The sequence below is a fragment of the Pseudoxanthomonas sp. Soil82 genome (assembly GCF_040446535.1).
GTDB classification, from domain to species: Bacteria; Pseudomonadota; Gammaproteobacteria; order Xanthomonadales; family Xanthomonadaceae; genus Pseudoxanthomonas; species Pseudoxanthomonas kaohsiungensis.
The window spans coordinates 808,601-821,716 of record NZ_JBEAAK010000001.1 but is presented as its reverse complement, the minus strand read 5'-3'; the positions used below and the strand labels follow the sequence as shown (position 1 = coordinate 821,716).

Below are 13,116 nucleotides of genomic sequence, written 5' to 3'. Positions count from 1 at the left end.
TACCGGCTTCACACCACCGTGTAACCGCCATCGATCAGGTAGTAGCCGCCGGTGATGAACGAGGCCTCCGGCGAGAGCAGGAACACCACCAGCGCGGCGACCTCCTCGGCCCGGCCCAGCCTTCCCAGAGGGTGCCTGGCGACCAGCGCCGCCTTCTGCTCCGGCGACAATCCGTCGAGCAGCGGCGTGTCGATGTAGCCCGGCCCGACGCAGTTGATGCGCAGGCCCTGTGGCCCGTACTCGGCCGCCGCGTTGCGGGTCACCCCGACCACGCCGTGCTTGGCCGCGGTGTAGGCGCCATTGCCGATCGCCGCGACCATGCCGTGGATCGAGGCCATGTTGACGATCGCGCATTCGCCCGGGCCGGCCTCCAGCATCTTCGGGATCTGGTAGCGCATGCCGTACAGCACGCCGTTGAGGTTGATGTCGATCACCCGCTGCCAGTCGGCGATGTCCAGCTCGCCCGCCGGTGCCTGCGCCCCGCCGATGCCGGCGTTGTTGACCGCGTAATGCAGCGCGCCGTACTCGGCGACCGCGCGCTCGACCACCGCGGCGTTGTCCTCCGGCCGCGCCGTGTCCTGGCGCACGGCGATGGCGGTGCCGTTGGCGGCGACGATCTGGCCGGCGACCCGGTCCACCGCGTCCTGGTGGATGTCGGTCGCCACCACCTTGGCCCCACGCGCCGCCAGCGCCTTGGCGATCGCCTCGCCCAGCCCGGAACCGGCGCCGGTGACCAGCGCGACCTTGCCTTCGAATCCTGCCATGGGCCTTCTCCTGGTGGGGCGCCGGGCGGCGCCGATGCGGTGGATGCGCGGCGGTCGTGCGCGACGGCTGCCCGCTCCGGAGGCACCGAGCGTAGGGGCCGTGCGATTACGGTTCCGTGTACGCGCCGTCCAGCCCGGGCGGGTGGACGCCGCGCCGCGATACGCCGGCGCCGGGCGTCGTATGCTTGCACCGACGCCGCGCACCCCGCGCGGCGACAGGGGGACAACGATGCGCAAGACGACATGGGCGGCCGTGGCCGCGCTGGCGATGGCCTGTGCCGGACCGGTGCTCGCGGTGGAAGGCACCTTCGTGCTGGAGGATGGCAGCTACTCGATCACCGTCGAGGAGGCGGACGGCAACCTGGTAGTGGTGGAGCCGAACAAGCGCTCGGTGTACACGCCCGATGGCAGCGGCCGCTACACCTTCCACAACGACAACACCGGCTCGGACTTCTACCTGAGCGTGCTGGACGACAACACGCTGGAAGCCGGCCGCATCCCGCAGAGCGGCTCGCCCTCGATCCTGAGGAAGGTGGACGTGGCCGGCGCGATGGCCGCCCTGGAAAGCAACGACGAGTACGGCGCCATCGCCGAACGCTACGCCGGCCTGGCCGAATCCGACCCGGCCAACGCCCAGGCCTGGAGCTTCTGCGCCGCGGTCGCGTTCAAGCGCGCCATGTCCAGCGATGCCGAGTTCGGCGCCTATGCCTCGCAGACCGCGCAGGTGATGCAGCAGATCCTGGTCGGTACGGCCAATCCCTGCCCCGACGCGATCCCGGCGCAGTACTGGTAAGGGGAGCGGGACGCAGGTCCCGGGGATGGCGGGCGTACGACGGGGACCCGGTCCACTGCGTGCGCCCCCATCCCGGAAGTGAACCTGGCTCCGTTCTCCCCGCTCCGTTTTCTGGTTACGGATGACCCATGGACCCCGGCTTCGCCAACCCGGCCACGCCCTCCTGCAGCGATGCAGGCTGGCGTGCGCCACGCCCCCGGGCTCCAGCGCGCGGCCGGACGACCGTCCTGGCCCTGCTCGCGCTGCTCCTGCTCGCCGGCTGCCGCAGCACGCCGCCGCTGCAGCTCGACCCGAGGCCGAGCGCAGGCCACTACAGCGGCTCGTCGCTGCGGGTGCTGCACGAGGCGATGCCGGCCGGCGTCGTAGCGCCGGACACCGACACGCTCGAGCTGCTGGGCGCGTTCGAACAGGCGCATGGCATCGAGCCCGACGCGATCGTGCGCAACGCCTTCCTCGCCCACTTCAGCGACATCGACCACCAGCTGCGCGGCCGCCACCGCTGGACGCTGTACCGCTACACCCACGGACTGGCCTCGCCCGATGTGTATTCCGAGGCGCTCAAGCCCGTGCTCGGCGTCACCGTGACCCTCACGACGCCCGACGGCACGGTGCTGTGGCACGGCGTGGAATCGGTGGGTCATGCCAGCCCGGACACGCCCGCGTTCACCCCCGGGCAGCTGCGCGACGATCCCGACCGGCTGCGCGCGGGATGGGTGGCGGCGGCGGACGTGGTGATGGCGCGGCTGGCGCAGAAGTACCGCGCGGGGATCCGCGATCGGCGCGAGGGCTACGCGTACTAGCTGGCGGGCCGGGGTACGCACGCGGAATGCCGCCATGGCACTCCCGGTTGCGCGTCCGCAGAATCGCCGGACATCCAAAGTCCCCGGCATGGCCTCGCCCGCGCACCGCTTCACGGGCGAAAGACGCCCGACTGCCTAGCGTCTCCTGCAGCATCGCATCGATGCCTTGCCAACCCGCGTGCCGCCCGGCGGCACTACCGCCAGGAGAACACCATGATCAAGTGGGCCATCATCTTCGCCGTCATCGGCCTGGTCGCCGGCGTGCTCGGCTTCGGCGGCATTGCCGGCGGCGCCATGGGCATCGCCAAGTTCCTGTTCATCGCCGCCCTGGTCATCGCCGCCGTGCTGTTCCTGCTCGGCGTGACCGTCTTCAAGAAGGTGACCTAGCGCCTTGGGCACCGGCGGGCGGGAAAGTGCGCTCGACCGCCGTTCTGGTTGACGCCCGTCCGGATCATTCGCGCACGTGGCGGGCGACGTTGCCGTCGGCCCAGCGCAGTTCGAGTGCGGCGACCTCGCCTGCCGGCGTGCGCTCGAACCGCACGCGGCGGGTCGGGTCGCCCTCGACGAAGTACAGGTCCGTCGCCAGCGGCTGCAGGCGCAGCGGGGGGCGGCGGCCCTGGCGCAACTGCAGGCCATCGCCGACCGCTTCGATCGCCACGACGCCGTACTGGCCGACCAGCGCGTCGCGGACGACTTGCGCCTGCGCCGGCGGTTCGGTGGTCAACGCTTCCAGCGACCAGCGCGCGGCGGTGTCGCCGCCTGCCTCGACCAGCCGCCCCAGCGCGAGCTGCTGCGCGCGCCGCAGCGCATCGGCGGACGCCACCGCCACGTCCGGCTGCACGCCTGCGCCTTCCCAGTTGCCCTTGGTGATCGGGCTGACCGGCGAGCCGGTGGACACGAACACGCTGAAGCCGTCGTCGAGCGGGAACGGCCGCCCCGGGTTGGCCGCGCCGCCGCTGGCCTCGCCCACCACGGTCGCGCGCCTGGCGTTCTTCAGCGTGTAGGCGAAGGCCTCCGCCGCCGAACCGGTGCGGCCGCTGGTCAGCACGTACAGCGGCAGCGTCGTGCGCGGTGCCGGGTGGGCGGTGGGCGGGGCTTCGGAGAGGGTGCCGCGGCGCGAGTGGAAGGTGTTGTAGATGTCGGCACCGGGCGCGACGAAGGCGCTGGCCAGGTAGCCGACCATCGCCGGCGAACCGCCGCCGTTGTCGCGCAGGTCGATGACCAGCGCATCGGCATGGCCGAGCACCTGCAGCGCCGCGTCGATCGCCTGCCGCGCCGGATCGCGCGGATCGTCGAAGTCGATGTCGGCGAAGTAGCGCAGGTCCAGGTAGCCGACGTTGCCCGGCAGCACCTCGGCGCGGCGGATGCCGAAGTTGGTGCGTGCCGGATCCGGGCCCGGGCCCGGCCCGGGGCGCTGCGCCGGCGGCGCATCGGACCAGCGCACGTTGAAGTGGCGGTCCTCGGCCTTGAGCCGGGTGGTCAGCGCGGTCGCCAGGTCCTGCGGGTTGGCGTAGCGGTCATAGCGCCCGCCGGCGGCATCGGCGCGCAGCGCCGCGGCGATGGCGGCGGCGCGCTGCGGATCGAAGTAGTCCTGCTCGATGGTGTCGGCCACCTGCGCGACCGTTTCGCGCGGCGTGGCGGCGTTGGCATGGGCGGACAGGAACAGCAGGCAGGCGGCGAACAGCGGGCGGATGCGGGACACGGCAACTCCAGGGGCCACGAGGGCGCAGGCACGGGTCGGGCGACGATGCGGCCCGGATACCGGGGGTCACAAGTGACCAAAGTCCCGGGAGTTCCGTCGCACGTTGCGCGCCGGAGGGCACGGGTTCCATCCTGTCCCGTCGCTGCTTCCTGCCGGCGCTCAGCCGCCCGCCCCAACGTGCACTTGGCCCATTGCGGCGAAGTGCACTATGACGCCGGTTTTCCGGTTTCCGTCAGTCCTCGATGGCTTCCACGCCCTGCCGGTCCAGTTCCGCCAGGCGCTCGCGCATGGCCGCCAGCTGCTCGGGCGTGTGGCCGATCCAGCCGTTCACTTCGGCGACCACGCGCAGCGGATCGCGCGTGCGGTACGAGCGGGTGGGATTGCCGGGGAAGCGCTGGTTGGTGAGGTTGGGGTCGTCCTCGAACGGGCCGGTCGGCTCGACAATGTAGATGTGACCGCGGCCTTCGCCGGCCGCCAGCTCCGCGCCCCACGTCGCCGCCTCGAGCATTGCGGTCAGGTAGACGTACCGCGCGTTGCGGCGCTTGCCGAAGTTGGAAGCGTAGCCGGCGACGATCAGGTCGCCGGGCGCCAGCGTCGCCTTGGTGCCGTGGTAGTAGATCGCGGTATCGCGCATGGGGTGGTGTTCCGTGGCCTGCCGGATCGACAGGCCGGCGATACTGGAGCCCGCCCTGGGCCTTGCCGCAAGCCCCCGCGCGTTATATAAATTCGTGGTGGGGAGGCGCAGCGCCTCCCCTTTCTTGTGCGCGGATTGCGCTTTCGCGTTCAGCGATCCGGGGTCAGGGTCGACTGTGACCGGCGATGGAAGCGCACGCTGACCCCCGTTTCAGTCCTCGTCGTCGTCCTCGGCCAGCGGCCGCACGTGCTGCAGCAGGCTGACCAGGGTCTTGCCGGGCTCTTCCCACGGGACCATGTGCGACGCGTGTTCGAACCACACGGCCTGCTTGGACGGTGCCTGCACCTGCGCCAGCCAGCGCGCGGTGGGTTCGGACGGGGTGGTGTAGTCGTGCCGGCCCATGAACATCACCACCGGGATCGGGAAGCGGCGCACGTCCTTGAAGCTGACCTGCAGGAACTCGTCCAGCACCCGGCCGAGGGTGAACACGTTGGCCGCGTCGATCGCGCAGCGCTCGGCATCGCCGTACTCGGGCGACAGCTTCGGCCCGCTGAAGTAGTAGTAGGACTGGTCGCGGTAGGCGCTGAGCCCGCCGTAATGCTGCGCCCACTTGCGCGCGGCGACGATCCGCTCGCGGGTGAGCGGCTGGTCGCCCGGGTACGGCGCGATCGCGGCCAGCTCGCGCTCGGCCTCGGCGTTGCCATGCGCCCGGGCCTGGGCCACGGCGTAGTCGTAGCTGACCTGCTCGTTCTCGCGCACGTCGATCACCTGGCCGATGCCGACGTAGGCATGGAACAGGTCCGGGCGCTTGAGCGCGGCGCGCATGCCCACGATCGTGCCCCAGCTGTGGCCCATCAGCACCAGCTTGCGCTTGTGGTAGCGCTGGCGCACCGCCTCGGCGATGGCGATCGCGTCGTCGACATAGCGCTCGACCTGCAGCGTGTCGGCGACCGCCGCCTGCGGGTTGAGCAGGAAGGTCTTGCCGGCGGCGCGCTGGTCGTAGGTGACGACGGTGAAGTATTCCTCCAGCGGCCGCGAGAACTGCCACAGCGTCGGCGTCAGCGGCGCGGCCGGCCCGCCATGCACGAACAGGATCACCGGATTGGCGCGGTCCTGCCCGCGGGCAGTGACCCACTGGCGGATGCCGCCTGCGTCCTGCGCCCAGGCTTCCTGCACGCCATTGGGCGCGACGATGCGACCGAGGTCGGCCACGATCCTGCGCGCCTCGCCAAAGCGTTCGGTCGTATCCGGGCAGCTGTCGGCCGCCCGCAGCGGCGTGATTGCCAACATCGCCAGCAACGCGATCCAGCCCTGCATCCTGCGCATGCATGCACTCCGTTTGTTTGAGTTCCGGCGCAGTCTAGGAGACGAGAAACCCTGGCCCATGTGCCGCAAGTCGTGTCCGCGGAAGCGGACACTTTGCGGACGATGCGGACAGTCGGAGACGGGTCAGGCGGTGAGCGTGGCGATGTTGATGCCGCGGTGGACCGTGGGCTCGTGATGGAGCAATCGTGATGGGGACAGGCGTACTTCCTGCACCCTCATCCGGAAGTGAACCTGACCCCGTTTCCCCCTTTTCCCCCGCCCCGTTTCCCCACCGGCCTACCGTTCGGCTACGCGCCCGACAATCCACTCGACGATCGCATCGAACCGCTCTTTATCGAGCGCATGCCCACCGTCGACGCGAAGTTCGGTGATGAAGTCGCCGCCAACCCTGGCCACGACCTGGTCGGCATCCCGCGAGTACTTGTCCATCGCACCCGACACCACCAGGGTCGGCCGCGGCCCGAGGGCGGCAAGCACATCGTGATGGTCCATCAGGCGGGCGAGCCCGGGCACGGCCTCGAAGAGGAGGATCCCGGTGCCTTCCCGACGGCGCGTCTCGAAGCTGCACACCGCGCCACTGACGCATGCGAACCGGCAGCGTGCATCGACGGCCGCGTGGTAGAGGGCCGTGGTGCCCCCGTACGAGTGCCCGGCCACGCCCACGCGGCGCTCGTCCATCCCCGTGGCCTGGAGCAGGACGCTCAGGGCGCGTTGCGCATCATCCAGGCACTTCCGCATGAGCAGGTCGCCATCCAGCAAGCGATAGCTCATGGCGTTGTAGTGCTGGAGCCAGTCGTAATGATCCGGCTCCACCCCACGAACCGCTGCGCGCCGGTCCTCGAAACTGATGGAGTCCGGGGCCAGGACCGCGAGCCCCCTGCGAGCGAGCGCCGGCCCGAATGCCTGGAAGCTGTCGCCCACCTCACCGGCCACCTCGCTCTTGCCGAAGTGGAACTCCCCGTTGTGCTGGTGGAAGACCACGACGCCGCCGAGCGTGTCGCGGTCCTTCGGCGTGAACAGGAACGCCGGGATGACGTCACCTTCCAGGCCGCGGTACTCGATCGCTGTTCGCTCGAATCCGTCGGCCTGCTCGACGTCGCCTCGCTGGAAGTCCACCGGGAACGGGTCCGCAAGGCCCAGGCGGGATCGCAGCAGGGTGGCGAGGTCGGTTGTCATTGCCGCGATGGTAGCGGGCAATGCCGGTAGGAGGGGCGGAACGGGGTCGGCGGAACGGGGGCAGGTTCACTTCCTGCCTCGGGGCGAACGAGGTCAGGTTCACTTCTTGCAGCGCTGGGCTCCGGTGAACGCGGCGATGTCCACGCCGCGGGGAAACCGCGCGGTCGATCAGAGCCAGGCGATGTCGCCGCCCGCCGATGCGCGCTCGAATTGCGGCCGGGCAAACCAGTAGCCCTGCATCAGGCGGATGCCCAGGTCGGCCAGGCACTGCGCTTCGTCACGGGTCTCGATGCCTTCGGCGATCACCTCGATGCCCAGCTGCCGGCAGATGGACACCACGCCCGACACGATGGTCCGTCGCGGCACGTCCTGGTCGATGCCGCGGACCAGGGCCATGTCCAGCTTGACGATGTCCGGCTGGAAGTCGGCCAGCAGGTTCAGCCCGGCAAAGCCGGCGCCGAAGTCGTCGATGGCGGTCTTGAAGCCGATCCGCTTGTACTCGCCCAGGATCTCGGCCAGCCACTTGCCGTCGTTGACCTGCTCGCCTTCCACGGTCTCGAAGATGATCCGCCCCACCGGAAACCCATGCTGCCGCGCCGCCTGCAGCGTGGAACGGATGCACACCTCGGGCCGGTAGATCGCATTGGGCAGGAAGTTGATCGACAGGTGCGACTGCAGGTCCAGCGCGCCGGCAATGCGGATCGCCTTCTCGCGGCAGGCCTGGTCGAACGCGTAGCGGTTGTCGGCGGTGACCTGCGACAGCACCGACGCGGCCGGCTCGCCGGTCGTGCCACGCACCAGGGCCTCGTGCGCGAACACGCTGCGGGCGTGCACGTCGACGATCGGCTGGAAGGCGTAGCTGAAATCGAACGCCAGCGGCCGTGCGTCGCGGCAGAGGGCGCATCCGGGACCCGTGGCGGCTCGATTCATGCGTTCTTGTTCCGTCTTCGGGTCAGGGCGACGAGTTGCAGCGGGCTCTGCGGACAGGGCCGCACGCGCGCCCGGCCGCATCCCGCGCAGGAGATCGCACGCTGAAGAGAGCGGCCGCGCGCCATGGAAACTTGAGCGGCCCGTTGCCTTCCGGCACGCCGGGCGGCGACCTCAGCGCCCGCGATACGGCTCGCAGCCGACGCCGTCGTTGTCCCGATCCAGGTGCGGGCCATAGCCCGGCTCGCCGCGCCGCACCGGTGCCGCGCCGGCGGCGCGTGCCTCGTCGCAATTGCGATAGGCGCGTCCGCGCGGCGGCGTAGCCGGGGTGTCCTCGTCGGGCGTGTACTGGTGCCGCGGCGCGGGGCTGGCCGGGACAGGCGCGCGATGGCAGTGGTAGCCGCCGTTCTTGCGGTCGTGATGGCAGCCCTCGCTGTTCAGGCCGCCCGGATGGGCCACGCTTTCAGGGATGCCTGCGAAGGCCCCGCCCAGCAGGGCCGAAAGCATCGTCACGCGTGCAATGTTGGACGACCCCATTCCCGCCTCCGCTCCGACGACCGGATTCTGATCGGCCGACCGCGCCGAAAGTGAACCTGGCCCCAGCCGCCCAGAGACAGAGCTTTTCTCTTCACACGCCAAAAAAAGCTCTGGCGATGGAGTTCCGGGCTCGGTGGTCCGAGCCTGGGGCTCCGCTGACGCAGTCCGGAACCCGGCGATCCGAGCCCGGAGCTCGGGTGATGGAGTCCGGAACTCGGCGTGTCGAGTCCGCAACTCGGTCGATGGAGCCCGGAACTCCACACGTCGAGTCCGGAACTCGGGTGATGTGGCCTACAACTCGGTGCGCCGAGCTCGGGACCCGGGTGATGGAGCTCCGAACTCGATGCCTCTGGAAGCCCCCCTCCGATCGCGGAAGTGAACCTGACCCCGTTTCCACCCCGTTTCCCGGCAATCGCGCGCAGGCCGGGCCGGGGCGCACGCCGCCACGTTACCTCGGCGGTGCGAGCATGCCGGCCACCGCAGCCACGACCGCTTCCGGTGCGTCCAGCTGGACGTCGTGCGAGCTGTCCGCCACCTCCACGCGCCGGCCGTTGCGGGAAGCCGCGACCAGGCGCGCGTGGGTCTGCTCGCGTGCGGCCTGCAGGGCCTTGCCAACCTCGGTCGGTACGCCCGGCATGCCGGCGACTGGCGCGGAGAGGACCACGAGCGGCAGGTCGCCGTAGGACTCGGCCTCCGGCACCGGCGCGGCAAAGATCACGGCGTTGGCATCGAGCTCCGAACGCAACGTGCGCCAGTAGCTGGGCTTGAGCTTGTACGCGCGGGTGGCGGCGGCGACCGCTGCGCTCTGCCACGGCGGCGCAGCGCGCAGGCACGACGCCAGCGGGCCCTCGCCCCGGTCCAGGGTGCCGGCTTCGGCCGCCTTGAGGCAGGCATCGAGGAACGCATTGCGCTGCACGCGACCGGCCTCGTCCTGCGCCTTCCAGGCTTGCGGCAGCAGTGCGTCGGCGCCCTGCTCCGGCGGATCGACCAGCACCAGCGCGCGCACATCCTGCGGGTGCTGTCGCGCGTAGCCGCGCACGATATTGCTGCCCAGCGAATGCCCGACCAGCACCAGCGGCGTCTTCAGCTTCGCGGCCGCGACCAGCGCGGCGAGGTCGGCGACGTCGGCATCAAGGTCGCGCGGCAACGGGCCTTCATCGCTGAAACCGTATCCGGCACGGTCGTAGGCGCATACACGCGCCTGCGACGACAGCAGCGACTGCACGCGGAACCAAGTGGCCGAATCGGCGTTTCCTCCGGCTTCCAGCAGCACGGTCTGCGGGCCATCGCCCACGCAGCGCAGGTTCAACGCGCGGCCGGGAGCGACGGTGATGCGCTCGCCGGCGACGGCGTAGCTGTCGGGGGTCTGCTGCGGCACGTCCGCTGCCGCCTGCGCCGCAGGCGCATGCAGCGAGACGGCGGCGAGAAACGCGAGGCTTGCGATAGACTTCATCCTGCTCTCCATGCGTGAAGGGGACGTGCGCCGATATGCCTGGCGCCACGCGAGCGACGAGCGTAGCGCAGGGCCCGAGCGGAAGGGCGATGCTGCTACGGTGCGGAAGCGCGGCCAGTTCATCCGCCGTTCCGGCGCGTCAGGTCACGGAGTCAGGTTCACTTCCTGACAGCGCGAGGTTGCATACCCGGCAACCTGGACCGCACTGCGTGGAACACCTGCGAGCTCGCAATGTTCCGTACACCACATAAAGGACGAGTTATCCACAGAAATCGGGTCCTGAACCTCACACGCCGAGCAAAGAGCTCGGACACGGAACGGCGGCGGAGCGGCGGAACGGGGTCGGCGGAACGGGGTCAGGTTCACTTCCCACCTTGCGTGGCGCCCGGTTCTGACGAGGGCGCCGGAAGGTGCGGGCCGACAGGTGGCAGGAGCGGCCGCATCCTGCGTGCATGGCCCGCCTGCCGCGCATCGACCTCCCCGGCATTCCCCAGCACGTCGTGCAGCGCGGCAACAACCGGCTGCCGTGCTTCCTGGATGACGGCGACCGCCTGCGCTACCTGCACCTGCTCGCCGATGCGCTGCTCGCTACCCGGTGCGAACTGCACGCCTACGTGCTGATGGACAACCATGTCCATCTGCTGGTCACGCCGTCGGAACGCGGGGCCGTCGGCAGGATGATGCAGCGGCTTGGACGGAATTACGTCGCGCTGTTCAACGGCCGCCATGGACGCACAGGCACGCTCTGGGAAGGACGCTACAAGGCCTGCCTGGTCGACAGCGAGCATTACGTACTGCGCTGCTACCGCTACATCGAGCTCAACCCGGTGCGTGCCCGGCTCACCGACAACCCGGCGACCTGGCGCTGGTCCAGCTGTGCCGCCAACACCGGCCAACGCCGGGGTTCCGGCCTGACGCCCCATGCCAGCTGGCTGGCGCTGGGCAGTACTGAGGCCGAGCGTGCATCGGCCTACCGGACCCTGCTGGACGAGACACTGGACGACGACACGCTCGCCGAAATCCGTACCTACCTGCAGCAACAACGCGCCTTCGGCCACGATGCCTTCCGCGCCATGGTCGAGGCCAAGACCCGACGCTTCGCCGGAACCCGCCCGGCCCACCGGCCATTGCGCCCAGCCTCATCCACGAAGTGACCCTGACCCCGTTTTGTGGCGGCCGATCCTGCCGTGTTCCTCCGTTAGCGATGGGACACCACACACACCAGGATCCAAACATGACCTGTTCCGCGCTTCGTCCTGCCGTCCTCGCGATGCTCTGCATCGTCGCCCCCAATGCCCTTGCCGATGAGCGGCCGGCCGCCAAGGCCCAGGAAGCCGCTACCGCGGAGGTGCCGGCCCGGGCCCCCGCGCCGGCGTCGCGCGACCTGGCCACGCCGCCGCCGCGTCCCACGCACGCGGTGGGACGGCTCGTGTGCACCGACAGGTCATTCAAGATATCCACCGGCACGGGCGGCGGCTCCTGCCTTTCCAGCGCCAGCGAAGGCGAATGCAAGGACGGGGGCAACTCGGCGAACGTCAGTTGCAAGGACGGGTGCGGCAAGACGACAGGAAAGGGCACGTGCACCGAAGAGTAGGCCCGCGGAACGGCATGACGTTGCAACGCCCCCTTGCTGGAGCGGGACGACGACGTTGTCGCGCACCAAAAGAACGGGGTAAAGAACCAGGTCAGGTTGGGTTCTCAGCAGATTCGTTCAACGCCGCCCTTGCCGGACCGAAGTGAACCTGGAGTGCCCCGGCTAATTCGGACACCCGATAAAGGGGACAATGGTCCCGGAGGTGTTCGATGGTCAAGCGTCAGCAGTTCACAGCCGAGTTCAAGCGGGAAGCGGTGCGGCAGATGCAGGTAGGCGACAAGCCCATTGCGCAGCTGTCGCGGGAGCTGGGTGTGCCGCGCAACCGCCTGTACAAGTGGAGCCAGGCGGTGCAGGCCCACGGCGAGCAGGAGGCATTTCCTGGGTCTGGCCGACGCTCGCCCGAGCAGGCCGAACTGATGCGATTGCGACGCGCCCTGGCGCGGGCCGAGCAGGAGCTTGAGATCCTAACAAAGCCGGGGCGTACTTCGCGAACGCACCGACGCGCGGTACGCCTGGATCCAGGCCCAGCAAGCGGCCTACCCGGTGAGCGCGTTATGCCGGGCGCTGGGCGTGTCGCGCAGTGGCTTCCATGCCTGGCAAGGCCGTATTCCCAGTGCCCGCTCGCAATCTGACGCGCGACTGGCGGCGGTCATCCGGGCCGCCCACGAAGAACACCGGCAGGCCTACGGCTCCCGCCGGCTGTGGCGGGTGCTGGTCAGTCGCGGCGAAGCCTGTGGGCGGCATCGCGTCGCGCGCCTGCGGCGCCAGCATGGGGTGATCACGCGACGACGCCGGCGCTTCCTGCGCGGGCGCGCCTCGTACCAGGGCACGCCCGCCGCGCCCAATCGACTGGCGTGGCCGTTTGCGAGCCCCGCTCCCAACCGGGTCTGGGTTGGCGACATCACCCACGTCCCGACGCGCGAAGGTTGGCTGTACCTGGCCACCGTGCTGGACGTCTGCAGCAGACGGGTCGTGGGCTGGGCAATGGCGTCGCGGCAGACCTTCGACCTGGCCGAACGCGCACTGCACATGGCGATCGTGCAGCGGCGCCCGCCACCGCACCTGGTCCTCCACCACGACCGCGGCAGCCAGTACACCAGCGCCAGCTATCGGGCAAAAGCAGAGGCAGCGAATATGTTACTGAGCATGAGCCGGCCCGGTATGCCTTACGACAATGCCATGGCGGAAAGCTTCTTTGGCACGCTGAAACTCGAGCTGATGCCGGACCGGGTGTTCGCCTCGCGCGAAGCCGCGCGGCTGGCGGTGTTCGACTACATCGAGGCCTTCTACAATCGCACGCGCATGCACTCGGCGTTGGGCTACCAATCACCCGCTCAATATGAAGAGCGGTTCAATCGCCTGGGGTATGTGCCCTAGGTCCACTGTCCGAAGAACCGGGGTCACTCCAAC

Annotated in this window: 13 protein-coding genes and 2 pseudogenes; 7 read left to right on the top strand and 8 right to left on the bottom strand. The window is 69.7% G+C overall.

What is annotated here, in order from left to right; genetic code table 11:
• Window positions 1-8 precede the first annotated feature (8 nt).
• The gene (locus ABKA19_RS03595; RefSeq protein ID WP_353687689.1) at window positions 9-764 is read right to left on the bottom strand and encodes an SDR family NAD(P)-dependent oxidoreductase; all 756 of its coding nucleotides are present in this window, start codon (window positions 762-764) and stop codon (window positions 9-11) included.
• A 229-nt stretch (window positions 765-993) separates the two neighbouring features.
• Here ABKA19_RS03595 and ABKA19_RS03590 point away from each other — a divergent pair, with 229 nt between their 5' ends.
• The 3 genes from ABKA19_RS03590 to ABKA19_RS03580 all read left to right on the top strand — a co-directional run bounded on the left by ABKA19_RS03590 (window position 994) and on the right by ABKA19_RS03580 (window position 2,744).
• Window positions 994-1,557 (top strand): hypothetical protein, encoded by a 564-nt coding sequence (locus ABKA19_RS03590; protein ID WP_353687688.1) that lies wholly within the window; start codon window positions 994-996, stop codon window positions 1,555-1,557.
• A gap of 128 nt (window positions 1,558-1,685) precedes the next feature.
• On the top strand, window positions 1,686-2,357 hold the full coding sequence (locus tag ABKA19_RS03585) for a hypothetical protein (protein WP_353687687.1): 672 nt from the start codon (window positions 1,686-1,688) through the stop codon (window positions 2,355-2,357).
• Window positions 2,358-2,570: 213 nt separating this feature from the next.
• Window positions 2,571-2,744 (top strand): DUF1328 family protein, encoded by a 174-nt coding sequence (locus ABKA19_RS03580; protein WP_162378219.1) that lies wholly within the window; start codon window positions 2,571-2,573, stop codon window positions 2,742-2,744.
• 64 nt (window positions 2,745-2,808) lie between these two features.
• Here the strand turns inward: ABKA19_RS03580 and ABKA19_RS03575 are convergent, their stop codons facing one another.
• The 7 genes from ABKA19_RS03575 to ABKA19_RS03545 form a co-directional block, all read right to left on the bottom strand.
• Window positions 2,809-4,059 carry a S41 family peptidase gene (locus ABKA19_RS03575; RefSeq protein WP_353687686.1) on the bottom strand — a complete coding sequence of 417 codons (1,251 nt, stop codon included), beginning with the start codon at window positions 4,057-4,059 and terminating at the stop codon, window positions 2,809-2,811.
• Between the two features lie 232 nt (window positions 4,060-4,291).
• The gene (arr, locus tag ABKA19_RS03570; protein ID WP_353687685.1) at window positions 4,292-4,693 is read right to left on the bottom strand and encodes an NAD(+)--rifampin ADP-ribosyltransferase; all 402 of its coding nucleotides are present in this window, start codon (window positions 4,691-4,693) and stop codon (window positions 4,292-4,294) included.
• A 210-nt stretch (window positions 4,694-4,903) separates the two neighbouring features.
• Complete coding sequence (locus ABKA19_RS03565; protein ID WP_353687684.1) at window positions 4,904-6,019, bottom strand: alpha/beta fold hydrolase; 1,116 nt, start codon at window positions 6,017-6,019, stop codon at window positions 4,904-4,906.
• A gap of 276 nt (window positions 6,020-6,295) precedes the next feature.
• Window positions 6,296-7,195, bottom strand: coding sequence for an alpha/beta hydrolase family protein (locus ABKA19_RS03560; RefSeq protein WP_353687683.1), 900 nt, complete (start codon window positions 7,193-7,195; stop codon window positions 6,296-6,298).
• A gap of 168 nt (window positions 7,196-7,363) precedes the next feature.
• Complete coding sequence (locus tag ABKA19_RS03555) at window positions 7,364-8,125, bottom strand: EAL domain-containing protein (RefSeq protein WP_353687682.1); 762 nt, start codon at window positions 8,123-8,125, stop codon at window positions 7,364-7,366.
• Window positions 8,126-8,296: 171 nt separating this feature from the next.
• Window positions 8,297-8,659, bottom strand: coding sequence for an excalibur calcium-binding domain-containing protein (locus ABKA19_RS03550; protein ID WP_353687681.1), 363 nt, complete (start codon window positions 8,657-8,659; stop codon window positions 8,297-8,299).
• Between the two features lie 448 nt (window positions 8,660-9,107).
• Window positions 9,108-10,112 carry an alpha/beta hydrolase gene (locus ABKA19_RS03545; protein ID WP_353687680.1) on the bottom strand — a complete coding sequence of 335 codons (1,005 nt, stop codon included), beginning with the start codon at window positions 10,110-10,112 and terminating at the stop codon, window positions 9,108-9,110.
• A gap of 452 nt (window positions 10,113-10,564) precedes the next feature.
• Between ABKA19_RS03545 and ABKA19_RS03540 the strand changes: the two genes are divergently transcribed.
• From ABKA19_RS03540 to ABKA19_RS03525, 4 genes and pseudogenes are all read left to right on the top strand, one after another.
• Entirely contained in the window at window positions 10,565-11,266 is a 702-nt protein-coding gene (locus ABKA19_RS03540; RefSeq protein ID WP_353687679.1) for a transposase, read from the top strand.
• Window positions 11,267-11,346: 80 nt separating this feature from the next.
• Window positions 11,347-11,706 (top strand): hypothetical protein, encoded by a 360-nt coding sequence (locus tag ABKA19_RS03535; RefSeq protein ID WP_353687678.1) that lies wholly within the window; start codon window positions 11,347-11,349, stop codon window positions 11,704-11,706.
• 209 nt (window positions 11,707-11,915) lie between these two features.
• Window positions 11,916-12,134: pseudogene (locus ABKA19_RS03530) on the top strand (transposase); the annotation flags it as partial.
• Window positions 12,135-12,195: 61 nt separating this feature from the next.
• Window positions 12,196-13,083 (top strand): annotated as a pseudogene (locus ABKA19_RS03525) (IS3 family transposase); the annotation flags it as partial.
• Between the last annotated feature and the right edge of the window lie 33 nt (window positions 13,084-13,116).

What these genes read in the sequence shown, in the direction of transcription:
- ABKA19_RS03595 (WP_353687689.1), bottom strand. Translation starts at nt 764, where the DNA reads ATGGCAGGATTCGAAGGCAAGGTCGCGCTGGTCACCGGCGCCGGTTCC.
- ABKA19_RS03590 (WP_353687688.1), top strand. Translation starts at nt 994, where the DNA reads ATGCGCAAGACGACATGGGCGGCCGTGGCCGCGCTGGCGATGGCCTGT.
- ABKA19_RS03585 (WP_353687687.1), top strand. Translation starts at nt 1,686, where the DNA reads ATGGACCCCGGCTTCGCCAACCCGGCCACGCCCTCCTGCAGCGATGCA.
- ABKA19_RS03580 (WP_162378219.1), top strand. Translation starts at nt 2,571, where the DNA reads ATGATCAAGTGGGCCATCATCTTCGCCGTCATCGGCCTGGTCGCCGGC.
- arr (WP_353687685.1), bottom strand. Translation starts at nt 4,693, where the DNA reads ATGCGCGATACCGCGATCTACTACCACGGCACCAAGGCGACGCTGGCG.
- ABKA19_RS03565 (WP_353687684.1), bottom strand. Translation starts at nt 6,019, where the DNA reads ATGCGCAGGATGCAGGGCTGGATCGCGTTGCTGGCGATGTTGGCAATC.
- ABKA19_RS03560 (WP_353687683.1), bottom strand. Translation starts at nt 7,195, where the DNA reads ATGACAACCGACCTCGCCACCCTGCTGCGATCCCGCCTGGGCCTTGCG.
- ABKA19_RS03555 (WP_353687682.1), bottom strand. Translation starts at nt 8,125, where the DNA reads ATGAATCGAGCCGCCACGGGTCCCGGATGCGCCCTCTGCCGCGACGCA.
- ABKA19_RS03550 (WP_353687681.1), bottom strand. Translation starts at nt 8,659, where the DNA reads ATGGGGTCGTCCAACATTGCACGCGTGACGATGCTTTCGGCCCTGCTG.
- ABKA19_RS03545 (WP_353687680.1), bottom strand. Translation starts at nt 10,112, where the DNA reads ATGAAGTCTATCGCAAGCCTCGCGTTTCTCGCCGCCGTCTCGCTGCAT.
- ABKA19_RS03540 (WP_353687679.1), top strand. Translation starts at nt 10,565, where the DNA reads ATGGCCCGCCTGCCGCGCATCGACCTCCCCGGCATTCCCCAGCACGTC.
- ABKA19_RS03535 (WP_353687678.1), top strand. Translation starts at nt 11,347, where the DNA reads ATGACCTGTTCCGCGCTTCGTCCTGCCGTCCTCGCGATGCTCTGCATC.